The sequence below is a fragment of the Paenarthrobacter sp. TRD_SC_7 genome (assembly GCF_056156245.1).
Map to the genome: position 1 here is coordinate 4,246,267 of NZ_CM149587.1, position 23,853 is coordinate 4,270,119.

The window sequence follows — 23,853 nt, forward strand, 5'->3', positions numbered from 1 at the left end:
CAGACGGATCAGGCAGCCGGCGCGGCCTCCACCACTTCCGTGGGGGCCGTTGCCTTTGCACGTTCCGGGACCATGAACTTCGGAAGCAGTGCCTGCACGATCGGGCCGATGGCCAAGGCGTAGACCACGGTACCCACTCCGACGGAGCCGCCCAGCAGGAAGCCAACAGCCAGGACAACTACTTCGATTCCAGTGCGGACCAAGCGGACTGACCAACCAGTGCGTCGGACAAGTCCAGTCATCAGGCCATCCCGGGCACCGGGTCCAAGGCGGGCACCGATGTAGCAAGCGGAGGCGATGCCGTTGAGGATCACAGCGCCGGCAAGCATGGCGATCTGTCCGCCCAGATGTGAGAACTCCGGGATGAGCCACAGCCCCAGATCGGCGAAGAGTCCCACTAGGACTGCGTTCGCGATGGTTCCGATCCCTGGCATTTGCCGAAGCGGGATCCACAGGAGAAGAACAAGGAAGCTGACCGCGATGACCACAACACCGATGCTTAAGCCGGTCTTTTCGGATACGCCTTGGTGAAACACATCCCAAGGGTCCAGGCCAAGCCCGGCCCGGATGAACATGGCCAAGGAGATGCCGTACATCGCGAGGCCGATCAGGAGTTGAGAGATTCTTCGGGTCATCATGATGTACATCATCCAAAAGAACTGGCCTTGAATTCCATAGCCAGTTCGGAATACTGGTCTTATGTCCGACTCCCTGAATCCCACCGCGCTCATTCGCCTCCTCGGCTCTTGGAACTCCGGCGCCCTGCCCGCCTACCGCGAGCTGGCCGACGTCGTGCGTTTGCTGGTGATGGACGGACGCATCCCCTTGGACGTCGCGCTGCCAAGCGAGCGGGCACTCGCCCAGACACTCGGACTCAGCCGGACCACGGTCACTGCCGCGTATGCGAGCCTGCGCGATCAGGGATTCCTCACGGCGGGCCAAGGCAGCCGCGGACGGACGTGCATTCCCCACCGAACCTCACCAGCAAGCGCACCTGGACTCGCGGTTCCCGAAGGGCTCCTGGATCTCGCTTATGCATCACTGCCAGCGGCGGGCGAGGTAGTGCATCGGGCATTCGCTGACGCACTGACCGAGTTGCCTGCGCTCCTGCCCGGATTTGGGTACGACGCCGTGGGAGTGCCGGCCCTCCGCGAAGCCATCGCAGAGAAGTACACGGCGGAAGGGGTGCCCACGACGCCTCGCCAGATCCTCGTCACTTCCGGTGCGCAGCATGCGCTCAACATCGTGCTGCGCGCCCTGGCCGGAAAACAGGACCGGGTTCTAGTGGAACACCCCACGTACCCCAACGCCCTGGACGCCATCCGCGCCGCCGGCTGCAAGCCACTGCCGGTGGCGCTGCCCTCGGGCACCTCGCCAGCCTGGGACATCGATGCCATGGTGGCCACGATGAATCAGCAGAGGCCCGCAATGGCATACTTGGTGCCGGACTTCCACAATCCGACCGGGCGCATCATGTCCGACCTGCAACGCAGACGCCTCACGCGGGCGGCCGCTGCTTCCGGAACCGTGCTGGTGGTGGATGAAACGCTGCGGGGACTGAACCTCGACGGCGTCCGCACAGCGCCGATGTCGTCTTTCAGTGCCGCCGTGGTTTCCATCGGGTCGCTGAGCAAATCGCATTGGGCGGGACTCAGGACCGGGTGGATCCGGGCAGACGAGTCCCTGATTGCCCGCTTTATCGCCACGAGGACAGTCATGGATCTGGGCGGGCCAGTGGTTGAACAACTGGCGGCAGCGCGCCTGGTGCAATCCTTCGCCGAACCGCTTGATGCCCGGCTTGAGGAGCTCCGGCACAACCGGGAATCACTGCTGGGGTTGCTCGCGGAGCACTTGCCGGAGTGGGAGGCGGAACGGCCCCGGGGCGGACTCACGGTGTGGTGCCGACTCCCGAGTGCGTGCAGCACTGCCCTGACCGTTCTCGCACCCGACTTCGGCGTGCGCTTGGCAGCTGGACCCCGCTTCGGGGTGGGAGGCGCGTTCGAGCACTACCTGCGCGTTCCCTACACCCTGCCCGCCGCACAGTTGGAATTCGCCGTCGGTGCGCTCCGCGCCGCCCAGGACAAGCTCAACGCCTCGCCCCACCTCCGCCGGACGCTCAGGACCGAGCGGTCAACCGCCGTCGCGGTCGCCTAGGCCGCCGCCCGCTTGCTCCCGCCCATCCGACCCAACTGAGTCGCAGTTGAGGCCGTTTTGAGGGCTCAAAACGACATGTGCTGCGACTTAGTTGGGGCCGGGTCTGCGGATCGCACCCTCGCGCTCATGCGTTGCTTCGCCGTGTTGCTGCCCGGCCCCACCGGTGTATGCGAGGTTGCCTTCGCCAAGCCGAACAGTGGCATGCCGTTGTACACCACTTCAATGCCCGTCGCCGGGACTTGGTACGTCTCGTGCCACACCCCAACGTCGCCGCTGCCCGCGACCTCCTTCATGAATTTCCGCCATGGGACCAGATGCGGCGAATCCCGGTCTGCGGCAAAGCGCCTCAGATGCTCCGGACTTTCCCAGTAGCTGAGCAGGATGGTAGTCCGCCCGAACCACTGCTCGCTGCCGAGGAGACCGGCGTCCGGGTTCTTGGCTAGGTGCTGCATCATGGTGGGCATGGCCGACGCCACCTTGGCGACGCGGCCCAGCTTCCACCACCGGTTTGCCCGCATCCCGATGAGGAAGACGGTCACTGCATCGCGCCCGATATCCGCGGTGAAGCGGCCGGGGAAGATCTCCTGTGCCATGTGAATCCTTCAGTTGGGGAACCCTCGAGTTCCTGAATCGGAGTTTCATAACGTTGTTATGAAACAATGTTATGGAACACTGGAGGGCATGGCAAGACCTGTGGTTCATGATCAACACGTCCAGGATCGACTCCTTGCGGTTACCGCCGAACTGGTGGACCGTGAGGGCCCGGCCCGCGTCACCCTTCGCGACGTAGCAGCAGCGGCAGAAACGTCCACCACGGCCATCTACTCCCTCTTCGGCGGGAAAGCGCAACTGTTGACGGCCGCCGTCGACGACGGTTTCCGGTCCTTTGGTGAGTCCCAACGCGCTGCGGCCAAGGACGGACTGCTGGGATTGGGTCGGGCTTACCGCATCTGGGCACTGGAGCACCCAGCCCTTTACCGCCTCATGTTTGGTGGCGCGCTGGCCGCCTATGTTGATTGCAGCCCGACGCCGGCAGTCGCTTCCGATTCAATGCTCCCCCTGGTGGAGGCGGTAGTCGCCGCCCAGTCAGCGGGCGCTCTGGGCAAGGACGACCCCGCGCTCATGGCAACGGCCATCTGGGGACAGGTCCATGGGCTCGTCAGCCTGGAACTTGCGCAGATGAATGATCCCGCCACCGACTGGGCCACGATCTACGAGGCCGCCCTGGAATCCGTGGCCCGGGCCTGGGCGGCCTAACCGCAACTGCTATGCGTACACCTTCTCCAGGAACGCACCCCAGGCCTTGGCCGTAAGTTCTGCATCGCCGGAGCCGCTGAACTCGTGCACCGTCATACCCACTGGCGCACCAAAGACGTTCCGGCCGAAGAAGCGGTACATCGTATCCGCGGTCCGGAGGCCCAGGAAGTTCTCGTTGGAGAAGTCCACTACCCCGGCCAGCCGCCCCACGCCGTCGACGTCCACATCCACTGCGGTACCGGCGGCTACACCGTCCACATTCAAGGCCTTTTTCAGCTGAGCGAATCCATCCACCGTCTGCGAAGAAGCAGGCGCCTGAATGTCCGTGAAAACCACGGGCTTGCCGTCGAAGTACTGAAGGTACTGACCCAACGTGTGCAGGTAGAACTCCGTGTGCTTGCTGGCGCCGTCGTATTGCTCATCCCAGTTCTCGGCAAAGATCCCGCTGTGAACGTAGTGCAGCTTGGCGCGGCCACCCTCCAGCGGCTCAAGGATGTGCTCCAACTGGTTGAACCATCCATCCGGGCCGTCCATCCGGGACACCAGGTGGCTGGGGTACTCCTCAGTGGTCTTGACGTCGGGCCACTGATCCGTGGGGAACATCCAAGCCGGCGCGTCCTTGGTGACCGCCTCCCACACCCGCTCCGGGGTGCCGGGCAGTTCGACGTCCGTCTCAATTTCGAATTTCCGGTTATCAGTCATTGCTTTGGTCCTTTTCTACTGAGTGCTGAGTTGAGGGTGCTTTCAGTGCGGGATGAAGCACGACGACGAGGCGGTGTTTGCGTGCGCCGCTCGCCACTGCGGCAGCACCGCCGTCGTGGTACTTATCCACGAGTTGCGTCACCGCTACGCCGAGCTCCTCCGCGAATGCTGCGCGTTCCGCGGCAGAGCGGAAGGTGATCTCCCCGTCGATCGCGAAGCTGGCCAGTTTCTTTTTGGCCACGGCAGCGCCTGCGATGAGCTTGCCCATTTCCTGCACGGTGCGGGAGGCCAACGACAGCAACCAGAAGGCAGAGAAACGGTCCGAAAAACGACGAGGATCGGGCGCCACAGACGCCAAGGCGACCGGCGAGATCAGGTACGAGGCCGCCGTCGCACGCAGTACGCGCTCGGTGACATTGCCTTTTCTGCGCTCTTCCACCAGCTCCACCAAACCATGGCGTTCGAGGGCTTTCAGGTGGTAGTTCACCTTCTGCCGGGGCAGCCCAACCTTCGCGGCCAGTTGCGTGGCGGACGCCGGCTCGGAAAGCTCCTGCAGGATGCGTGTGCGGATCGGGTCCAGCGACGCTTCCGCCGCGGCGGGGTCCTCGATCACTTCGATGTCCAACATGATTCAAGTATGCTCACCGACAACTTTTCTTGTCAAGAACTTTTTTTCCGTCGGAAGATCCTCGCGTTGCCAGGCCTACTCTGCGTGTTCTGAGAGCGATTTGAGGTGCAGAGCGGGCCTCTCAAGGCGGGGCCAGTAGAATTGTTCGGTGATGCAATCCCCCCTCCCCGTGCGCGACGGCGTGAACGCGACCCGTTTGCGCCTGCCGGACGAGGGCCCATGGACCACCGCAATGGACTACATGATGCACCGCTGGGGCCACATCGACCCCCAAGGCATTGAGGACCGATTCGACGCCGGCGAAATCGTGGGCGAAGGCGGCGTGCCGCTTGATCGCAGCACCAAGCTGGAGGATCACACCTTCATTTGGTACTACCGCACCCTCCCGCCGGAGACCCGTCTGCCCGTCGAAATCAACATCCTCCATCAGGACGAGCACATCCTGGTGGTGGACAAGCCCCATTTCCTCCCAACCACCCCCGGCGGCACTTACATCCAGGAGTCGGCGCTGGTCCGGCTCCGAAACCTGCTGAATCTCCCGGACCTCATCCCCATGCACCGGCTGGATCGCATGACCGCCGGGCTGCTGCTGCTCTCCACCAACCCGGAAACGCGCGGCAAATACCAGGTGCTCTTCGAGAAGCGCCAGGTCCAAAAGGAATACGAGTGTGTGTCCGCAGCGACGCCCGCCGCCGGTTTTCCCGTCGTCGAGTTCCCCGTAGTGGTCCGCAACCGCATGACCAAGTCCCGCAGTTACCTGCTCGCCGAAGTCATCGACGGCGAACCGAACGCGGAAACGCGCATTGAACAGACAAAAACGTTCGACGCCGGCACTCACCAGCGCGCGTTGTACCGGCTGGACCCGCACACCGGAAAGACGCACCAGCTCCGCGTCCACATGGCTTCGCTCGGGTTGGGAATCGTCAACGACGCCTTCTACCCGGACCTTTTGGACAAAGCCCCGGATGATTACAGCAAGCCGCTCCAACTACTTGCCCGCGGCATCACTTTCGTGGACCCCATCAGCAAGCGGCCAGTGGAATACCGGAGCCAATTGGAGCTCAGCGAAGCCCGCTCGTGACCCTTTTCCGGAGCCCGTTCCTTCCGCTGGACGGGAGGGCTACCATGGGTTTGCTGGGCAGACTCCGGGAGTTCCGATGGAGCAATTCACTGAAATGCCGGGCGACAGGACCGCTTCGACCCTCGCCTACTCTGCAGCCGCCGTGGGCGTGGCCGGCCTCCTGACACTCGGGGCCATGTACGCCGTGGAAGTACCCAAAGGCGGACCTTTTGTTTTCGGCGCCATCAACGACGCCACAGGTGCTGCGTTCAACGTGCTGGTCATCCCTGTGATCCTCCAAGTCCACAAGCGCCTCCCCGAGGCAGCCTGGACCAAGCCGCTGAAGTGGGTAACGGTGGCAGCCTGCGCCGCCGGGGCCACGAGTTCCGCCTTGCTGGTGCTCAAGGTCTTGGACTTCGAGCCATCAACAGCAGTTTCCGTGGCGGCAATCCTGATCCAAGGGGCCTGGTTCCTCGTGGCGAACAACAGGCTTCTCCACGTTGAGGACTACCCGAAAGGGCTCGCGAAGCTTGGCCGGTTCATCGGCGCAGCACTTTTGATCGGGCTACCCGTTGCGGGCTTCGGTTTCCTGATTCCCGGACCGGAGTGGCTCCGTTACGCGGTGATGGGCGTGGGTTTCGTCGCCGGGGCATCATCGTGGGCTGTGTGGCCGTATTGGTACTTCAAGGCAGGCGTGTTCCTTGGCCACAAGCGTGGGGCTGAGGCCCCACGGGGTGCCACTCCGGAACCGGCCTGACATTCCCCCTGCAAAAGTCAGTCGAACCGCGGCGAGGCATCAAACACAGACCGGAAGACCGCCGTCATATCCTCCGAAAACAGCACGAACTCCACCAACTCAAGCGGGCTGTCGGAAGGGGCATCCACTGACGAGGACGACGAAAACGACCTCACGGCGTCGAACGCTACTTCCGCGACCTGACGCGAGTCCCAACCGTATATTCCGGCGCTGATCGCAGGGAAGGCGATGGATCGGGCACCAAGCCCGGCCGCCGCCTTCAGGCTTTCCCGGAAGCATGAGGCGAGCAGCCCCGGATCGCTTTGTCCGGCATGCCGGTTGGGTCCCACCGTGTGGATCACCCAGCGCGCGGGAAGCTCGAATCCAGGGGTCGCGACGGCTGCCCCCACCGGCAGTCCGTCCTTCAGCTGCGTCCGGCGCAGCTCGCGGCATGCCTCAAGCAGTTCCGTGCCCGCGGCCCTGTGGATGGCACCGTCCACTCCCCCTCCCCCGAGCAATGACGAGTTGGCGGCGTTGACGATCGCGTCAACGCGGCGGGTGGTGATGTCACCGCGCAGAATCTCGATTCGCATGGCGCCAGTCTCACCCCCGAGCGGGGGACGCGGCAAGTGCGGTACCTTGTGCCCATGGACATCATCGCTCCAGAGACATGGGGATCCGCAATTTACCTGTGGATTGTCCCCATTGTGTTGGGCGATGCCATTTTCCCGCCCATCCCCTCCGAGATGGTGGTGATCACCGGCGGGGCGCTCGCAGCCGACGGCCACGCTAACTTCTGGCTCATCCTGTTCCTGGCGGCGTTCGCTTCCTGGCTGGGCGACATGGCAGTGTTCTTGCTGTTTAAACGGCGCATCAGCCACGTTCTGGACCGGTGGTCGTGGGGCCGCCGTGTCCACCGTGGAATCCACGAGGCCATCGCCAAAGCCGGCCGTTCGTCAACCTACGGCGCCATCATCGGCGCCCGGTTTATCCCTGGCGGCAGGCTCGCCACCTCGTCCGCGGCAGGCATCGCCAACGTTTCGGTGCGAGGGTTCAGCCTTTGCGCCGGTTTGGGTGCAGTGCTGTGGGCGGTGTGGCAGGTTGGCCTGGGATACTTCACGGGCTCCACCACCAAGCTCCCCTTTTGGGCCAGCTCACTTATTGGGGTGGGACTGGGCCTGGTCATCGGCGTGGTGGTCGGCTTAATCGTCACCCGGCGGCGCGGCAGCCGGTCACCCGTAGACGAGCCTTACGACGCCGACAAGCCCGGCGACGTGCCGCAGCCCGAGTAGCCCTGGTCTTTAGACCGGCGCCCAGCGGCCGCGGCTGCGCCGCAGCACGTACAGGCTCCCGGTCACGGCAACACGCTCGACGGCGTCACGCATCATGGCTGCCGACGTCCGGGCTTCGTCGTTTTCACCCGAGTAATCGCGGTCCCCTACCGTGAAGCGGAGGCTGATCTGCGGGACGCCGCCCACGATGTCGAGTTGGTTGGATTCGACGTGGTGGCGGGTTTCCAGCGCTTCCACCGCCGCGGCCATCACCGATTCGGGTGCATTGCCCGGTTTGAGGCCAGTGATTTTCAACTTGGTCTGGAACGACGGCATCCCACTACCCTAACGCTCGCTCACATCCCACGCCCTTGGACGGATCCCTCGTTACCTTTTTCGTAGCCTGTTTCCTGGTGCAGGATATGGGTGTGCTGGTCTGCTGATCCTGGCATGGTTGAGTCCCTCTGTTGATCGATGATCTTGAGAGTGTTGTCACCGGGGTTGGTAGGTGCCGGGAGACCGCTGATAGGGGCAGGACAGTGTGATCGTCGTGCGTAACGTGGGTGCCGGGTCCTGACACCGTGGCAGGCCAGCTGGAAATGAGTCCGCTGAGTTGGAGGTGCCGAAGGTGATCAAGGACCATGACGCTGCAGAGATTTTCGTTGGCTTGGATGTGGGCAAGGGCGTCCATCACGCTGTTGCCTTGGACCGGGCCGGGAAGAAGCTGCTGGACAAGCGTTTACCGAACGATGAAGCCGGTATCCGGGACATCCTCGCCGGGTTAGCGCAGAACGGGCGGGTCCTGTTGGTCGTTGACCAGCCCGCGACGATCGGGGCGTTGCCGGTGGCTGTGGCCCAGGACGCGGGTGTGTTGGTCGGGTACCTGCCTGGGCTGGCGATGCGCCGGATCGCGGACCTGCATCCTGGAGAGGCGAAGACCGATGCCCGGGACGCGTTCATCATTGCCGAGGCCGCCAGGACGATGCCCCATACACTGCGCTCGGTCCGGTTAGCCGATGAGCAGCTCGCTGAACTGAGCATGCTTTGCGGGTTCGATGATGACTTGGCCAAACAGGCAACGGCGACCTCGAACCGGATCCGTGGGCTGCTCACCCAGATCCACCCCGCCCTGGAAAGGGTGCTGGGACCTTACATGGACCACCCCGCAGTCCATGATCTGCTGCGGACTTGGCCCACCCCCGAAGCGCTCCGCCACGCCGGCCGGCGCAAGATTGGGAACCGGCTCACTAAACTCGCGCCACGGATGGGCGAACGCCTGGCCGATGAGATCATCGAGGCCCTGGGCCAGCAAACAGTCATTGTTGTCGGCACGAACGCCGCGACCATCGTGCTGCCCCAACTCGCCACCATGCTGGCCGGTCTCCATGAAAGCCGCACCATGGTCCTGACCCAGGTCGAAGCTCTCGTGGAGGCCCACCCTCTTCACCCGGTCCTGATGTCCCTGCCGGCCGTGGGCATCAGGACCGCCGCACGAATCCTCACCGAAGTCGCCGGGAAAGACTTCCCCACCGCCGGGCACTTGGCCTCCTACGCAGGACTGGCCCCCGTGACCTGGCGATCCGGATCCTCCATCCGCGGGGACCACTCCTCCAGAAAAGGCAACAAAGTCCTCAAACGAACCCTGTTCCTCTCAGCCTTCGCAGCCCTCAAAGACCCACTCTCACGGGCCTACTACGACCGCAAACGAGCCGAAGGCAAACGCCACAACCAAGCACTCATCGCCCTCGCACGACGACGCTGCGACACCCTCTACGCAATGCTCCGCGACGGCACCCTCTACAAACCCCCGACACCCACAACCCCTTGACGAAAAACATAGGGGCACTCTCACCGGGTGAGAGAGGGATCCGGGGAAACCCGAGGGATGTGAGTGAAGGTTTGCTAGCCGGTGTTGCGCAAGCCGGCGGCCACGCCGTTGACGGTGATAAGCATGGCGCGCTGGAGTCGCTCGTCGATCTCCGCTCCGGACAGCTGCTCCTCGCGCACGCGGCGGAGGAGCTCCACCTGCAGGTAGCTGATCGGGTCCAGGTACTGGTCGCGGATTTCAAGTGAACGCTTCAGCGTGGGCTGGGCATCCAGCAACTCCATCTCGCCAGTGAGCCGTTCGATTTCGGCCACAGTGAGCTCGTACTCGTCACGGATCATGTGGAACAGCCGGTGCAGTTCCTCCGGGACCAGCGACGAAACGTAGTGACCCGCAATTTCCATGTCCGTCTTGGCCAGCGTCATTTCCACATTGGAGATGACTGAGCGGAAGAAGTGCCAGCGGTCCATCATTTCCAGCAATTGATCCGTGTCGCCGGCCTCGCGGGCAGCTTTCAAGCCGGAGCCCACGCCGAACCAGCCGGGAACGATCTGGCGTGACTGCGTCCAGCCAAAGACCCACGGAATGGCCCGCAGGCCACCAAGCCCCGCACCGGAATCCGGGCGCTTGGAGGGGCGAGAGCCGATGTTCAAAGAACCCAGCTGCTCCACAGGTGTAGACGCAAGGAAATAGGCCGGAAGCTGGGGGTCATCAATCAGTGTGCGGTAGCGGGCAAACGCTGCATCCGAGATGGTTTCCATGACGTTGGCGTAGCGCTCACGTTCGTCATCCGAAGTGCGCGGAGTCCGGTGCAGGGCCGAACCCTGCATCACGGCGGCCAGGGAAAGCTCCAGGTTTTCTCGGGCGAGCTCGGGCAGCGAGTACTTATCCGAGATGACCTCGCCCTGCTCGGTAAACTTGATCTCGCCTTCAAGTACACCGTTCGGCTGGGCCATGATGGCATCGTAGGTCGGTCCGCCGCCGCGGCCTACGGATCCTCCGCGGCCGTGGAAGAGACGGACCCGGACGCCATGTTTGGCGGCCACGTCGCGCAGCTTGCGCTGGGTCTTGTGGATCTCCCATTGGCTGGTCATTACACCGGATTCCTTGTTGGAATCGGAGTAACCGAGCATGATCTCCTGGATGTCGCCTCGGAGCCGGACAAGTTCCCGGTAGGACGGATCAGACAGCAGCTGGTCCACGATCTCAGCCGAAGCTCGAAGTTCCTCCACCGTTTCCAGTAGCGGAGCGAACCCGATCTTGGCATGGGGCTTGCCGCTGAAGAGATCTATCAGACCCGCCTCGCGGGCAAGAACTGCCGCAGCCAGAACGTCATCGGCGCCGCGGGTCATGGAGATGATATAGGTCTCCACGACGTCCGGGCCGTAGGTGTGCAGTGCCTGGCGGATACTCCGGAAAACGTCGTACGTGCCGTCTGCAGTGCCCTCAAGCTTGATCGGGTGGCCAGAGAGCGGGCGGCGGGACGCCAGCTCGGCGCCCAGGAACTTGAAGCGTTCTTCACGGGTAAGTTCGCCGTAGGGCTTTTCGGCGCCGAGCCTGTCCACGAGCTGACCCACGGCGTCGTGGTGGTAATCGGCGTGTTCACGGATATCCAGGGTTGCCAGGTGCAAACCAAAAGCAGCGATCGCCCTGCGGACGCGGGCCAGCGCGCCGTCTGCAACCAGCGCTGCGGAGTGATTCCGTAGCGAGTCCTCCAACAGTCCGAACTCCGCAAGTAACTCAGGAGTGGTGGCGTAGTCGCGGCCCGGCTCGTGATAGGTGGAAGCTGATATACGGCGACCGGTGTTGATGAGCTTTGCCTTGATACAGGTCAGCTTGAGCCGGTAGGGCTCCTGCGCGTTCAGTTCGAGGATGCGCTTGTCCAGTCCGGGGAGGTTCTTGAGGTCCGCGGTGATGGAGTCGAGCAGCTCCTGGTCGGCCCCAAAAAGCGCCGTCGAGTTGGATAGCACCGAGATGAGCTCGTCGATCAAGGCAATACTGATCCGGATAGCATTCTGGTTCTGCAACTGCAGGATTTCCCTGGTGACAGCGGCGGTAACGTTTGGGTTGCCGTCACGGTCTCCACCGATCCACGACCCAAACTTCAGGGGTGCCGCGGCTGCGGGAAGGGTGACACCGTGCTCGGCCAGAAGCTCAGAAAGGTCCGTCAGCATTTCCGGCATGGCGTCGGTCAAGATGCTGTTCAAGTAGTAGATGGCATTCCGAGCCTCATCCACCGGCGTGGGGCGAACCTGGCGGAGTTCATCGGTCTGCCACATTTGGTCGATGATTTCGGCGAGCTGCCGGTCCTGCCTGCGCCTCGCGGATGTCCCCTCCGTGGTGGGCTCTGCGAGGACGTCCGATAGCTTGCGGACCTTGTCCAACACAGAGCGGCGTGAAGCCTCTGTGGGGTGCGCCGTGAAAATGGGGCGGACGTCGAGTTCGTTGATCACATCCTGCAAAACCTGAGGACCCGCCTGGCCAGCTATCTCCGAGACCGCTTTGGCCAGCCAGCCATCCTTTTCCTGACGGGTGCGGAGTCCACGGACGCGATGGACCTGTTCGGCGGCGTTGCTGAGGTGGAAGTAGAACGCAAAGGCACGGACCAAATCGGTCGCCTGGTCCAGCGGCAGGGAGGCGAGCAACTCGCGAACCTGGGCAACGACGTCGTGCGCGCTCCACGGGCCGGTGGCATCTGCGCCGCCCCGTGCGGCCTCCTTGGACTCCTTGGTCAGCAAGCGAACCTGTTCCACGAGCTGAAGCAGTTCCGGACCGTGTTGTCGTACCAGTGACTCGCCGAGAAGAGTGGATACGCGACGCACGTCGGCACGCAGTTCGGCAGCGAGATCGGTGTCTTGATGGGCAGTGTGAACCATAGATACTTACCTTCGGGATCTGGTTTGGCTCGTACACTGCGCTGGATACTGTGAGCCGGATTACTAATGTTTCCTACGGGATCTTACCCGCACAGAACTCAACCAAAAGAATGCGTCTCAGAATTTGGCGTCGCCTTGTCGAGCCTTGTCAATTTGTCCAACCTTGCTGGCAGGCCCCGGCAGGATTGCCTTTCCGATAAACAGCTGATCGTCTGCCATACCCGGACCCGCGGACAGCGTCTCATGCCGGCGCTGCCTCATCTCTTCAATGGCAGCTGCCGCCGCCAGGTTGGTGGGCGCACCCGTAGCTGGTTCGATCATGGACAAAACACTCCCGAGGGTGCCGGTGGCTCCTTTCGCGGGAACGCCCTTCCGCATCAGGCGCGTGCCCGCCCAGATTGACCCCACGACGAGCGCCAGACTGACCACGGCCGGAACCACTGCATCAATCCCCATGCGCTCAGGGTACGCCTCACGGGGATGGGAGCACAGCTTTCGTGCGGCCCTAAACCGGCACGGCTGATGCCGCGGCGAGCGGCTGGACCCGGACTCGGTAACCCGCTTTGTAGACGCGTCGAATCAATCCGGGACTCCGGCGGTGAGTTTCATCGTGAAACTTGCCGGCCTCGCTGACAAGCTCATTCCGGAAAGCTCCGATACTGCCGGACAACGGCGGGCCCTGCAGAAGCAACAGCGCTCTGGGCAAGAGCCCAGCGCTGACATTGCTTCGCCACACGGCGCCTACTTTCGGGTGGTCAAAACCCTCCAGCATGAGGATTAGGGTTTCCGGAGCGCAGAGTGTCTCAGCGTCCACAACCATCAGGACATCACCCCAGGCTGCCGCGATTCCGCGGGCGAAAGCCTCAGCTTTGCCTACCGCGGTTTCGGACAGGAACCGTATTCGGTCATGTTGCTGTGCCAAGCCCTCCATGATGCGGGCGGTGGAGTCCACGGAGCCGCCGTCCACCAAAATTACCTCCATCCGCAAATATCGGCTGCTGAGGATCGACTCCACACACTGAGTGATGACCTTGGCTTGGTTCAGGCCTGGAACAATCACGGAGACCAAGGGCCTCTCGTCGATAAGGGAGTATGGAGCACTGCCGGTCCTTAAGCGCTTCAGCCAAGCGAAATATCCGGACAATGGAGCTTCCAACAGCGTCATGCAGACCTTCCCAACGGTTGGCGTGGCACGTACCGGCCCGGAACGTTGTTCAAGAGCTGAAGCTCCAAAGGTGCACTGGCAGGACCGGCAAGGCCTGTTATCAGGACGCGTGCCATCAGAGTGCGCCCACGGCAGCTAAGGGAATCGAGGGATCCGCCACACGGGTGTCCGCTGTTGTTTTCATTTCTCCCCTTTATGAATAGGGCGTGTGTCACCCGCCTCCGGGCATTGCCAATGGATGGGTCTGCCGGATGGAAATTCAAGACGCAATCCACCCGACGAATCGATGTCAGTAGTTGTAGGAGAACGTGTTAGGAGCCAACCCCGGGCCGCTCAAGGTGTAGGTCAGGACCCGGTTGTCCTTATGGCCTTTGGACTTATGGCTTTTGGAGTCCGTCACTACATGGAATTGAAGATCGTCCCGTTGCACAGAGCTGGTGGCACAGATAGCAACGCGACGGCTCTCCAGCGTGCAGGTCCAGCCAGGCGGAGCCTGAAGGGAATCTTCCACTATCCAGGCATCCGCGGCCACCGAGAACACCGCCTTGCCGCTGCCCAAAGACTGGGCACCTGAGATATGGAAGTCAATTTCCAAGGTGATGTTTCCTGCTTTCCAGCTCGAGTCTTCCCGGACTGAACCGTCGACGTCCGCCTGAGCGGTGGTTTTCGGGCTCGCAGAGGGTGCGGGACCCGACGTGGGGGCGGGTGGTGCAATCGGGGACGGGGCGACAACTGGCTCCGGGGGCTTCTCCGGCACGGCCAGCGGGGGGACCTGTGCCGCTGAAGGCGACTCCACAGCTGCTGAAGGCAACTCCACCGCGGCTGGAGGTGACTCCTCAGGAGAGGGAAGTACAGGAAGTGTAGTGCTGCTGCCTGGTGTAGGCGCAGGAGTGGGCGTCGCCGGTTCGCTTCCCCGATGCGGAGCGCCAGATTGCAGAGCTCGCTCTTGTGCATGAGTTTCCGGAGTCAGGTGGTCAACGATTCCTATGGACCCCAGGACAAGCCCTACTCCGGCTGCCGCGACGACGGCGAGGATTATCGGTTGAGCCAGCACAGGTACGATCAGGCCGGCCTTAGCGGGAATTACTGCACCTAGAACGCCCAGCCCTGTGCTTTTTCCCGCCCACAATGTGAGGGGAACACCCGTCACCAAGGGCAGGAGTATGGCTCTCATGCTCCCTTGAACGTCTTTCAGTTCCGCAAGGGCTGCCGTGCACGTGGAGCAACCGTGCAGATGATCGCGGACCTTGCGCTCAGCGGAAGTGGACAGTCCACCGCGGATGTAATTGCCGAGCTTCGAAGCGTACTCGGAGCAATTGCCGTCAGCTTGCTCCGCGATGTGGCACTGCAGGTACTGCCTCCTGAGGCCCTCACGAGCGCGAAGGGCAAGAGCAGAAACGGCGTTGGCGGACAGCCCCAGGATCGGCGCTACTACTGCAGGTTTCATGCGTTCGACGTCCAAGTACCAAAGCACGGCCTGCCACCGTTCCGGCAGTGCACGGAATGCTCTGGCCACCGTGTGCGACTCGAAGGCGCTTATTGCTGCGTCCGAGTCTGCCAGAGTTTGGTCCAGGACAGAATCGTCGCCACTGGGCAGGACCTTGCCGGCTTTTCGATTCCGCTGGTGGGACAACCGGGTTACCGTCGACAAAAGGTATGCCCGGAAGAACGTATCGGGCCCTTTTCCTGCAATCAGGCTTTGCAGCACCGACTGGAAGGCCTCGGCCACCACGTCCTCGGCGTCACTCTGATTGTCCACGTTGCGTCTGGCAACGGTGGATGCAATGGATACGTGGCGCTCGTAGAGTCCGTCGAAGGCAGACATGTCTCCGCTGCGGACCAACTCAATAAGTTGTCCGTCGTCGTCGACGTTCGATTTGCTGCTCGCCTGTGACCTGTGTGCCATCTATGGCACCCGTAAACCGTAAAGAACCCTGCCCATATATATGGAGTGGGGGCAGACGCCGAGTCGTGACGCCAGTTTGTACACAGTCTTTAGCAATATTTGCGGAAACCACTTCGTCACGAAACGGCTGCCGCGTGCACTGTTCGGATATGACATCGTTCCGGACGAAATCAATTGCCGACTGCACGTTCTCGCGGCATCTTTTGCTGCGCAGATGGCAGACCGCCAGTTACCAAACCGGTTGGCGCTTCCGCGCGGATTGGTTCCTGCCGGAAGTCCGGACGGTCGTATCGTCCCTCGCCACCAGGGCAGTGGTCTCGGCTCCCACGGCGAAATCGCTGGGTGCTGCCCGCGCGAGGAATGGCGTCAGCATCAGTGAGACCATGAATGATTTCCGCGCCCTGTTCGCCGCCGCGGAGCAGGCACTGGACATCGATGCTCTCCAATCACTCGCAGAAGGCTGGGCCGAGGTGGCCGAAACAGCCCCTCCCATTTCCTGCACCGATGTCTACACAGGGCTGGCCACCCAAGCACACTTTCAACGACGCATCCACGAGGTGTCCACATTCGGGGCAGGGTGCCAGGGTTCACATGCCTTGGCCATCATTTCGCTTCCCGGACCCCGCAATAGCCGCAACCACTGCTGGACACTCCTTGCCCGGCTCGGGGAAGCCGTCAACGGCCAGTTGCACGGAACCGGATCCATGGCCATGTACCAGAATTCTGCTGTCCATATCCTCTTCCCTCTTGGAGAACGCAGTCTGTCCGGGCTGCTGGGATGCAAGGCCGCGCTGGAGGCTTTGGGTGATGGGACGCTGAGCCCAGCGCGCATGGTGTTTTACCCGCTTTCCGCAGCGGCAGCGCCGACAGCAGCGGTCTCCACAGCCGCAGAGCAGGACTCCTCCTGACCACTTCGGTCCGGAATCCGAGCGGCAACGTCACGAACCGTCCGCTGCCAACACTCACCTTCTGACGGAACACCTCACCAAGGATTCGAAGGACCATCCAGAAAATGAACAATCAGATCCATCTAAAAACTGTGTCGATGGTGACTGCGCTGTTGGCCGCTGTCATGGCTGTCCTGGGCTTGGGCCTGACCGCCCTTCCGGCCAGTGCGGCAAATATCCCGGACGCGGAGATCACCATCAGCACGGAGTCAGTAGTTACCAAGCAATGGGACCAAGTGGATGTGAAATGTTCATGGTCTGTTCCCGACAAATCGCGACCCGGGGACACCTTCAGTCTTCGGCTTCCCAGTGAACTGCGTTGGTTTGGTGACACCACCTTTGACCTGCGGAATCCGGCTGGCCTAACAGTTGCCACCGCAGCCGCAGATGACACCGGTTTGGTGATCTTCACCCTGACGGATTTCGTGGCTTCGCATCCCTTGAATGTTGGCGGCAAGTGTTCCTTCACTACTCAGTACTCTCTTGAGCCCGCCAGCGGAGGATCGGAGGAGCTGAACTTCATTGTTGGTGACAGCGTGGTTCGCGTTCCCCTGGCCACTGAACCCTGCACGGAGGATTGCGGCCCAGGCGTGCCAACATCTGCCGGAAAGTCAATGTGGTGGGCAGACCCCGCCCAGTCGACACTGGAGTCGGTCTTCTATATGCCGCCCATGGCGTTCGAAACCAACGATGTTGTGGTGACGGATATCCCGGCAGCCGGCATGGAAATCGACTGCAGCCAAGTTACACCCCGCGTTGGCCAGGTAGTAAGCAGCGTCGGCAACATTGTTGAACCTTTCGATAATGAGCAATACCCGGCAAGCATCGAGTGCACCCCGCAGTCGCTTACGGTCAGTTGGAAAGAGCTCCCTGAGGGCGAGCATGTGGAGCTCTTCGTTGTGACGAAGGTGACAGACTCTTCCCTGGATGTATACGAGAACAACGGAACAGTTGATATCTCGGGCGAGCAAAATACCGTTGGTGCCCAGACACGTCGAAGCGTCGCCAGCGGAACGGGCGACGGAACAGTCGACACGACTCCGACACCCAGCCCGAGCACCAGCACAACCCCCGCAACACCGACACCCAGCCCGAGCACCAGCACAACCCCCGCAACACCGACACCCAGCCCGAGCACCAGCACAACCCCCGCAACACCGACACCCAGCCCGAGCACCAGCACAACCCCCGCAACACCGACGCCGAGCCCGAGCCCGAGCACCAGCAGACCCGTTGTTGTGATTCCAGAGGAACCGTCGGAACCCACCGACGTGGATAACACCGACGTGGATAACTCTGAGCAGCTGGCCAACACCGGCGCCCAAGGACAGGTGTTCATCTTCATTGCTGCGGCGCTTCTTGCCGTGGGATCCCTGCTCGCCTTTGCAGGCGCCCGTAAGCATAGGCAGCGGTCACACTAAGTAGGCGATCGAAGAGCGCTCTTCGGGGCGAGACGGCGACGATGGGCTGGGCACTTGGTGCGCGGCCCATCGTTGCCGTCCATCAATCCCGGCTCGCGCTGGCATGGGTTCCGGGCCAGCGCGAGCCGATCCAAGGTAGTGGTCGCCCGGCTCGGGTCCTGCGAATTCCGGGAATGCCCAAGCCCGGCGCATAGTTGAGGCAAGTGCAACCGCCGCGAACTGACGCGAACACCAGCCGAGGAGAACCATGAGCCCGCACACCACCGCAACCGACGCCCAACTCGCCCGTTGGGAGCGGTTCCGTGCCGGTCGAAATGCAGCGCTTGCCACCGAGCATGGTTGGTTGACACTCACATCTTTTCAGTGGCTTGGGACCCAACCGTCCGAGGTGGAACTTGTCCCGGGCCTCTGGTCCACAGACACCACCACAGTCTTCCTCACGGCGAGCGCTGAGGATGGAATGACCCTGGTGGAGACGGGACAGGGCGTCGAAGGGACCATCACCGCGACTTTGCAGGACGAAGAGTCACTCATGTGGGTGCAGTACGGAGGCGACGACGGCAAGCAAGTTGTGGTGGAACTCGCCATGCGTGCGGACAAGTACGCCGTTCGCACCCGCGACAACAGCTCCCCCGTACTGACTGGGTTCAACGGTGTCCCCACTTACGAATACGACCCCGATTGGGTTATCGAGGGCCGGTTCGAAGCTTACGCTGAGCCCAAGGACGTACCCATCGGCACGGCCAACCCCTTGGTGGACGGCGTGCACCGGTCAGTGGGCGAGGTCGCGTTCCGCGTACCGGGTGTTCCCCACGAAATCCGGCTCCATGCGGAAGAGGAGAAGCTGGGTGCACTTAACGTGACCTTCCACGATGAAACCAACGGCGACACCACGGATGAATGGCGCAAGGTGTTCATCCCCCGGCCTCGTCCCGACGGGTCCGTGGTGGTCGATTTCAACCGCGCCATCAACTACCCCAGTGCCTTCACTCCATATGGCACCTGTCCCATGCCTGTCCGGGGCAATTCAATCGACGTGCGGGTGGAAGCCGGAGAGAAGCTTCCCCAGGACTAACTCCTTGTCAACCGCGGAGCAGACCTAGGCTATGGCTGAAACCCCTGTCACTGCGCGGCCAACGATCAGCGAGTTGATTTCGTAGGAGCCTTCGTACGTATAGATGGCTTCGGCGTCGGCGAAGATCTTCGCAATGCGGTAGTCCGTGACGATTCCGTTCCCGCCCAGGATAGACCGGCCCAAAGCCACAGTCTCCCGCATCCTGGCGCTGCAATAGGCCTTCGCGAGCGCCACCTGTGCCATTTCGGCGCCTCCGTGCCGTACACCTTGCGCATCTGTGAAGATGTCCTCCTGCAGCTGCGCGATCCTCACCATCATCCCCATGCAGGCCACCGCGTTTCCGAGCATATCCACCAGGTGCTGCTGGATTAGCTGGAACTTGGCGAGTGGCTTGCCGAACTGCAGGCGTTCGACGGCGTACTGCCGGGCGACGTCGAAGGCTGCCAGTTGTTGGCCCACAGCCTGCCAGGCCACCATGATGCGGGATCCACGGAGTAGGTGGTTGGTATCTACGAAACTGTTGATGCCAGCGAAACGATCTGCCTCAGCTACCTCGACGTCCACAAAAACGATGTCGGCGTTCTGCACCGTCCGCAGGGCAATCTTGTTCTCGATGCGGCTCCGGGTGATGCCCGGAAGGGATGCGTCAACGATGAACGCACGAACCGCTCCGTCGGCTTCGTCCTTGGCCCATACCAGCATGTAGTCGCAGAACGTCCCGTTGCCAATCCAGCGTTTGGCGCCATTGATCACCCAGTAATCGCCGCCGTCGGAATCTGCCCGCTCAACACGGCGGGCAGTGGTCTCCATTCCGCCGGCGACATCCGACCCGTGGTCTGGCTCCGTGAGTGCGAAGGCCCCGGTGGTTCGGAGGTTGGAGGCATCATCGAGGTAGCGGTGCTGTTGGATGTCGCTGCCGAAGTCGTACAGCGACTCCACAAAGAGATCGTGGTGGACCATGAAGAACGTCGCAATTGAGGTGTCAACGCGTGTCATCTCGGCGATCACCAGGCCGGCAAACAGGTGCGTATAGCCACGCTGAGCCGGGGCACTGAGCCGAAGGGCCGCGAGCTTGGGGAGGATGTGTTCGGGGAACTCTGCCTTCTCCCACCACTGCCCGGCGTATGGGGCGATCTCGGAGGCGAGGAATGCCCGGAGTTCGTTGAGTTTTCGCTGTTCATGGACGCTCAACAGGGACTCGAAATCAAAGAAATCAGCAGTGGGAAGGTCCGCCACGGACGGCGGAAGGGACCCTTTGGAACCGGAACCAGCAGGAACGGGCCCGGCAGGCACTGACCCCGGAGTCTCGCTGTAGTCGCCCATCATTTGAGCCCCATACGGATGGCGCCATCGAGTCGGATGGTTTCCCCGTTAAGCATGGCGTTTTCCACGATGTGGGCAGCAAGGTTGGCGTACTCGGCTGCTCGACCCAGTCGGGCGGGATGCGGAACCTGCTGCCCCAGCGAGTCCTGGGCCGACTGGGGAAGTCCAGCCATCATGGGCGTTTCAAAGATGCCGGGCGCGATGGTGGCCACCCTGATCAGTGAACGGGCAAACTCCCTCGCCAAGGGGAGTGTCATGGCTGCTACGGCGCCCTTCGATGCGGCGTAGGCAGGCTGCCCGATCTGGCCTTCGAAAGCAGCAACGGAAGCGGTGTTGATGATGACACCGCGTTCGGGCCCACCCAGTTCCGTAGAGACAGGCTCGGTTTCCACCATGGCTGCGGCAGCCAGGCGGATCACGTTGAAGGTGCCCACGAGATTGATCTGGATGACCTTGTTGAAGTTCTCGAGCGGAAGCACGCCTTCGCGACCCAGGACCTTGCCGGGTGTGGCGATGCCTGCGCAATTGACCACGATCCGGAGTGGCCCCAGAGACGCTGCCGCGTCGACGGCGGCCTGGATTTGGGATTCGTTGGTGACGTCTGCGGGAGCGAAGACCGCCCGCGGACCCGGCACCCCGTCATCCGAACCTGCGGCATTCAGCTCGGCTGCGTATGCCGCCCCTGTCGATTGCGGAAGATCTACCAGCACCACCGAAGCCCCGGCGTCGAACAAGCGCTGCGCGGTAGCGGCCCCTAGCCCTGATGCCCCGCCGGTTACCAGCGCGACTGTGCCCTTGATGTCCATTCATCCTCCTTGATGCAGACCCAAATCCGTTAATGCATGTTAACTGGAATTGTGGGCAAGCGCACACTCCCCGCCCCGATAGGCTAATTCCATGTCCAGCCAGATCGAGCCAGCCGGGAAGCCGGCCCCCTCCACAGACGCCACCGAATGGGCATCGCGCGCCAACCTTGCGGCCCGATCAGTGACCCGAAGCTTCGGCAGGCGGCTGTTCTTCCTGCCAGGTACCCACATCGGCGCGGTGAGCCTGCCCAGCAACGCCGTCAGGAACGTTTCCGGCCCTTGGCACTACTGGTGGCAAGCGCACTACGTCGACTGCTTGGTGGATGCGGGCCGCCGCGAACTCGCGAGCAAAACAAAGTTCGACGGCGACTCCCGCCCGAGCGCGGGTCGGCTCGCTTCGCGGCTGGTCACCACCATCCGGTTACGGAATTTGCTGCGCTTCGTCAACGACTACTACGACGACATGGCGTGGCTGGCACTCGCCACGCTGCGCTTGGAAAAGCTGGCGGAGGAGACCAAGAAACCTGGTCGGCGGCGCAACGCGTATGTCCGCAAGAGCCTGACGTTGCAGTTCGATTCAGCGTCAACAGAAGACTTTGGTGGCGGCACCTTTTGGAGCACCAAACGGGACTTCAAAAACACCCCCGCCACAGCTCCCGTGGCACTTTATTACGCCCGGACCGACCACTCAGAGCGCGCACAGAAGTTGGTGGACTGGCTCAACAGCAAGCTCCTCCACCCGGAACGTGGCGTGTATCAGGACGGGGTTCGGATCAGTCAGGGCAAGGTGGTGGTGGATGAGGCCATTTACACCTACAACCAAGGCCCGGTCCTGGGTGCGCTGCTGGAACTGGGCGGTGATGAGAATCTGCGGCGGGCAGTCCTGCTTGTGGACGCCGTAAAACGCGAGCTGACGCTTCCCGGCACGCAGGTCATCCGCGGTGACGGCACGGGTGACGGCGGCCTCTTTACCGGCATCCTGCTTCGCTATCTCGCGCTGGCAGCCCGGGACTCGAGGCTTCCGGCCACAACGCGGGAAACGGCCAAGTCCTTGGTTCGCAGCACAGCCGAAGCATTCTGGGCCGGCCGCCGCGAGGATCCGAACCAGGCCAAGGGCCGCAAGGGAACTCCAGCCATCGTGTTCTCTTTCGACCCCCAGCGACCGGCGGGCGAAACATATCCTGTGGGGGCCGCCGTCGAGCTTTCCACGCAGCTTCAAGCCTGGATGGCGCTGGAAGCTGCGGCAACGCTCTAGCTGCCGCTGGAAGCGGGACGCTTTCTTTGTGGGTACGGGGCCTCGTGCCGGGCAAGCATCTCCACGAAACCGGCGATCTTGCGCGCCCGGGTGTCTGCCCGCTTGACCCCGTTGGTGCGGTGAATGAGGGCGAAGCGGTTCTGCGACGTGAGGCAGTCGAACATTGCCTGGGCCTCCGGGACTGCTGCGATGGCTGCCGCGAGGTCATCCGGGACCACGGAATCCGCTGGTCCGGCGTAGGCGGCTTCCCAGCGTCCATCAGCTTTCGCGGCCTCGACGGCGGCACGTCCGGCCTCGGTCATCTTGCCCTCGGATTCCAGCCGGGCAATGTGCCCTACATTCCGCGCTGACCAGATGCTCTTGCGTCCACGGGGCGTCATTCGCTGGAAGTAGCTTTCGGCGTCGCGGCTCCTCGCTTGGCCGTCGATCCAGCCAAAGCACAGGGCCTCGTCCAAGGCGGCGTCGTAGTCCAACTCCGTGACGTTGCCGCCCTTCTTGTGCAGGATCAGCCACACACCGGGGCTCTCCGCGGCATGCTCCGAAAGCCAAGCGCGCCACGCGGCGCCGTCTGCGACAAGCAGTTCCTCAAGTTCAATGGGCATGGGTTTATTCTGCTGTGAAACGCACGGTCCCTGACAAGGCCACGCGGCATAGGCTGGGAGCGGACACCCGTACCGCCAGGATGCAGCCCAGGAGGACCAATGTTGCGAGCCCGCCCCATCCACTACACGTCGCACCCCGAGCAATGGGCCACGCTGCTGCAAGCGCTTGGTTTGGTGAAGACGGTGGACGACGGCGACTGGCAGGAGTTCGACGCCGGTTCGGGTCGCCTCGCGTTGGGCCGGCTGGAGCACGGCCACCCGTTGGACGGATCCACGATTTTTGGCGTCGAAGTGGGGAACCCGGAGGAATTCGCACGCCGCACCGAGGACGACGGCACCCAGGCAGAAGTGCAGGAATCACCCGACGGAACAACTGTGCGAATCTCCACCGAGGACGGCTTCGAGTTCTTCGCGTTCCCCGCGCGGCCTGCAGCGGATGGCACGTGGGCATCCTCAACCGATGCCGACCCAGCAGTCACGGTGGTAGCCACCTGGATCAGCCCCTTTGTGGGCCTGGCGGCCAACGACCTCCGGAACATCGGCGCCCGGCCGCGGGCGGAGGACGACGAGTCGGCCACGTTCACCACCAAGAACGGTGGAATCCTTCAGGTCATCCACGGCGCGGACGCCACCAACGGGGATCTCGCGTTTGAGTACGACGGCGATCTGGAACCCTTGCTGGCGCGCCTCAAGACAGCGGACGTTGAGGCCAGAATCAGCGAAAACGTCCTGTACGCCGCTAACCCGGATGCTGTGAGTGGAGCAGCCCCGGCGTCCATTGTGGTGGACAAAGCTCCGGCGGAATCGATCCTCGACTCGTAATGCCGCCGAGAGCGTAACCGCG

23 protein-coding genes and 1 pseudogene are annotated in these 23,853 nt (G+C 62.6%); 11 read left to right on the forward strand and 13 right to left on the reverse strand.

The window, feature by feature from the left end; genetic code table 11:
- Positions 1–8: 8 nt before the first annotated feature.
- Positions 9–638, reverse strand: a complete 630-nt coding sequence (yczE, locus tag AC0J5Z_RS20115) for a membrane protein YczE (protein WP_475035876.1) — start codon at positions 636–638, stop codon at positions 9–11.
- Positions 639–699: 61 nt separating this feature from the next.
- Here yczE and yczR point away from each other — a divergent pair, with 61 nt between their 5' ends.
- Complete coding sequence (gene yczR / locus AC0J5Z_RS20120; protein WP_475035878.1) at positions 700–2,154, forward strand: MocR-like transcription factor YczR; 1,455 nt, start codon at positions 700–702, stop codon at positions 2,152–2,154.
- A 65-nt stretch (positions 2,155–2,219) separates the two neighbouring features.
- On the opposite strand, the gene AC0J5Z_RS20125 is transcribed toward yczR, so the two are convergent.
- Positions 2,220–2,747: a DUF4188 domain-containing protein gene (locus tag AC0J5Z_RS20125; RefSeq protein WP_475035880.1), complete on the reverse strand. Its 528-nt coding sequence runs from the start codon at positions 2,745–2,747 to the stop codon at positions 2,220–2,222.
- A gap of 88 nt (positions 2,748–2,835) precedes the next feature.
- On the opposite strand from AC0J5Z_RS20125, the gene AC0J5Z_RS20130 reads away from it, so the two are divergent.
- Positions 2,836–3,411: a TetR-like C-terminal domain-containing protein gene (locus AC0J5Z_RS20130; RefSeq protein WP_475035882.1), complete on the forward strand. Its 576-nt coding sequence runs from the start codon at positions 2,836–2,838 to the stop codon at positions 3,409–3,411.
- A 9-nt stretch (positions 3,412–3,420) separates the two neighbouring features.
- Here the strand turns inward: AC0J5Z_RS20130 and AC0J5Z_RS20135 are convergent, their stop codons facing one another.
- Together AC0J5Z_RS20135 and AC0J5Z_RS20140 are read right to left on the reverse strand one after the other, a co-directional pair.
- A complete protein-coding gene (locus AC0J5Z_RS20135; RefSeq protein ID WP_475035886.1) occupies positions 3,421–4,113 on the reverse strand; it encodes an SRPBCC family protein in 693 nt (230 codons plus the stop codon).
- Complete coding sequence (locus tag AC0J5Z_RS20140; RefSeq protein WP_475035888.1) at positions 4,106–4,741, reverse strand: ArsR/SmtB family transcription factor; 636 nt, start codon at positions 4,739–4,741, stop codon at positions 4,106–4,108. Before AC0J5Z_RS20140 ends, AC0J5Z_RS20135 begins: the two co-directional genes overlap by 8 nt.
- Positions 4,742–4,892: 151 nt before the next feature.
- Between AC0J5Z_RS20140 and AC0J5Z_RS20145 the strand changes: the two genes are divergently transcribed.
- Together AC0J5Z_RS20145 and AC0J5Z_RS20150 are read left to right on the forward strand one after the other, a co-directional pair.
- Complete coding sequence (locus AC0J5Z_RS20145; protein WP_475039814.1) at positions 4,893–5,822, forward strand: pseudouridine synthase; 930 nt, start codon at positions 4,893–4,895, stop codon at positions 5,820–5,822.
- A 76-nt stretch (positions 5,823–5,898) separates the two neighbouring features.
- Positions 5,899–6,558, forward strand: coding sequence for a hypothetical protein (locus tag AC0J5Z_RS20150; RefSeq protein WP_475035891.1), 660 nt, complete (start codon positions 5,899–5,901; stop codon positions 6,556–6,558).
- A gap of 17 nt (positions 6,559–6,575) precedes the next feature.
- Here the strand turns inward: AC0J5Z_RS20150 and AC0J5Z_RS20155 are convergent, their stop codons facing one another.
- Positions 6,576–7,130, reverse strand: coding sequence for an O-acetyl-ADP-ribose deacetylase (locus AC0J5Z_RS20155; RefSeq protein ID WP_475035893.1), 555 nt, complete (start codon positions 7,128–7,130; stop codon positions 6,576–6,578).
- Positions 7,131–7,184: 54 nt separating this feature from the next.
- On the opposite strand from AC0J5Z_RS20155, the gene AC0J5Z_RS20160 reads away from it, so the two are divergent.
- Complete coding sequence (locus AC0J5Z_RS20160; protein WP_475035895.1) at positions 7,185–7,829, forward strand: DedA family protein; 645 nt, start codon at positions 7,185–7,187, stop codon at positions 7,827–7,829.
- Positions 7,830–7,838: 9 nt separating this feature from the next.
- Here the strand turns inward: AC0J5Z_RS20160 and AC0J5Z_RS20165 are convergent, their stop codons facing one another.
- Positions 7,839–8,144 (reverse strand): hypothetical protein, encoded by a 306-nt coding sequence (locus AC0J5Z_RS20165; RefSeq protein ID WP_475035897.1) that lies wholly within the window; start codon positions 8,142–8,144, stop codon positions 7,839–7,841.
- A gap of 263 nt (positions 8,145–8,407) precedes the next feature.
- On the opposite strand from AC0J5Z_RS20165, the pseudogene AC0J5Z_RS20170 reads away from it, so the two are divergent.
- Positions 8,408–9,636 (forward strand): annotated as a pseudogene (locus AC0J5Z_RS20170) (IS110 family RNA-guided transposase).
- A gap of 74 nt (positions 9,637–9,710) precedes the next feature.
- Here AC0J5Z_RS20170 and ppc read toward each other — a convergent pair.
- The 4 genes from ppc to AC0J5Z_RS20190 all read right to left on the reverse strand — a co-directional run bounded on the left by ppc (position 9,711) and on the right by AC0J5Z_RS20190 (position 15,580).
- Positions 9,711–12,509 (reverse strand): phosphoenolpyruvate carboxylase, encoded by a 2,799-nt coding sequence (gene ppc / locus AC0J5Z_RS20175; RefSeq protein WP_475035899.1) that lies wholly within the window; start codon positions 12,507–12,509, stop codon positions 9,711–9,713.
- A gap of 117 nt (positions 12,510–12,626) precedes the next feature.
- Positions 12,627–12,965 carry a hypothetical protein gene (locus AC0J5Z_RS20180; protein ID WP_475035901.1) on the reverse strand — a complete coding sequence of 113 codons (339 nt, stop codon included), beginning with the start codon at positions 12,963–12,965 and terminating at the stop codon, positions 12,627–12,629.
- A gap of 49 nt (positions 12,966–13,014) precedes the next feature.
- Positions 13,015–13,674, reverse strand: coding sequence for a glycosyltransferase family 2 protein (locus AC0J5Z_RS20185; protein WP_475035903.1), 660 nt, complete (start codon positions 13,672–13,674; stop codon positions 13,015–13,017).
- A 289-nt stretch (positions 13,675–13,963) separates the two neighbouring features.
- Positions 13,964–15,580: a sigma-70 family RNA polymerase sigma factor gene (locus AC0J5Z_RS20190; protein WP_475035905.1), complete on the reverse strand. Its 1,617-nt coding sequence runs from the start codon at positions 15,578–15,580 to the stop codon at positions 13,964–13,966.
- A 149-nt stretch (positions 15,581–15,729) separates the two neighbouring features.
- Here AC0J5Z_RS20190 and AC0J5Z_RS20195 point away from each other — a divergent pair, with 149 nt between their 5' ends.
- From AC0J5Z_RS20195 to AC0J5Z_RS20205, 3 genes are all read left to right on the forward strand, one after another.
- A complete protein-coding gene (locus AC0J5Z_RS20195) occupies positions 15,730–16,488 on the forward strand; it encodes a hypothetical protein (protein ID WP_475035909.1) in 759 nt (252 codons plus the stop codon).
- A gap of 104 nt (positions 16,489–16,592) precedes the next feature.
- Positions 16,593–17,948, forward strand: coding sequence for an Ig-like domain-containing protein (locus AC0J5Z_RS20200; RefSeq protein ID WP_475035911.1), 1,356 nt, complete (start codon positions 16,593–16,595; stop codon positions 17,946–17,948).
- A 247-nt stretch (positions 17,949–18,195) separates the two neighbouring features.
- A complete protein-coding gene (locus AC0J5Z_RS20205; RefSeq protein ID WP_475035913.1) occupies positions 18,196–19,023 on the forward strand; it encodes a DUF1684 domain-containing protein in 828 nt (275 codons plus the stop codon).
- Positions 19,024–19,047: 24 nt separating this feature from the next.
- Here the strand turns inward: AC0J5Z_RS20205 and AC0J5Z_RS20210 are convergent, their stop codons facing one another.
- Entirely contained in the window at positions 19,048–20,349 is a 1,302-nt protein-coding gene (locus AC0J5Z_RS20210; RefSeq protein ID WP_475035915.1) for an acyl-CoA dehydrogenase family protein, read from the reverse strand.
- On the reverse strand, positions 20,346–21,152 hold the full coding sequence (locus tag AC0J5Z_RS20215) for an SDR family NAD(P)-dependent oxidoreductase (RefSeq protein ID WP_475035919.1): 807 nt from the start codon (positions 21,150–21,152) through the stop codon (positions 20,346–20,348). The genes AC0J5Z_RS20210 and AC0J5Z_RS20215 overlap by 4 nt, the downstream gene beginning before the upstream one ends.
- Before the next feature lie 91 nt (positions 21,153–21,243).
- Here AC0J5Z_RS20215 and AC0J5Z_RS20220 point away from each other — a divergent pair, with 91 nt between their 5' ends.
- On the forward strand, positions 21,244–22,407 hold the full coding sequence (locus AC0J5Z_RS20220; protein WP_475035921.1) for a glycoside hydrolase family 76 protein: 1,164 nt from the start codon (positions 21,244–21,246) through the stop codon (positions 22,405–22,407).
- Here AC0J5Z_RS20220 and AC0J5Z_RS20225 read toward each other — a convergent pair.
- Entirely contained in the window at positions 22,404–23,009 is a 606-nt protein-coding gene (locus tag AC0J5Z_RS20225) for a YdeI/OmpD-associated family protein (protein ID WP_475035923.1), read from the reverse strand. The two genes, AC0J5Z_RS20220 and AC0J5Z_RS20225, sit on opposite strands and share 4 nt — an antisense overlap.
- 99 nt (positions 23,010–23,108) lie before the next feature.
- On the opposite strand from AC0J5Z_RS20225, the gene AC0J5Z_RS20230 reads away from it, so the two are divergent.
- Positions 23,109–23,831 (forward strand): hypothetical protein, encoded by a 723-nt coding sequence (locus AC0J5Z_RS20230; RefSeq protein WP_475035927.1) that lies wholly within the window; start codon positions 23,109–23,111, stop codon positions 23,829–23,831.
- Positions 23,832–23,853 lie beyond the last annotated feature (22 nt).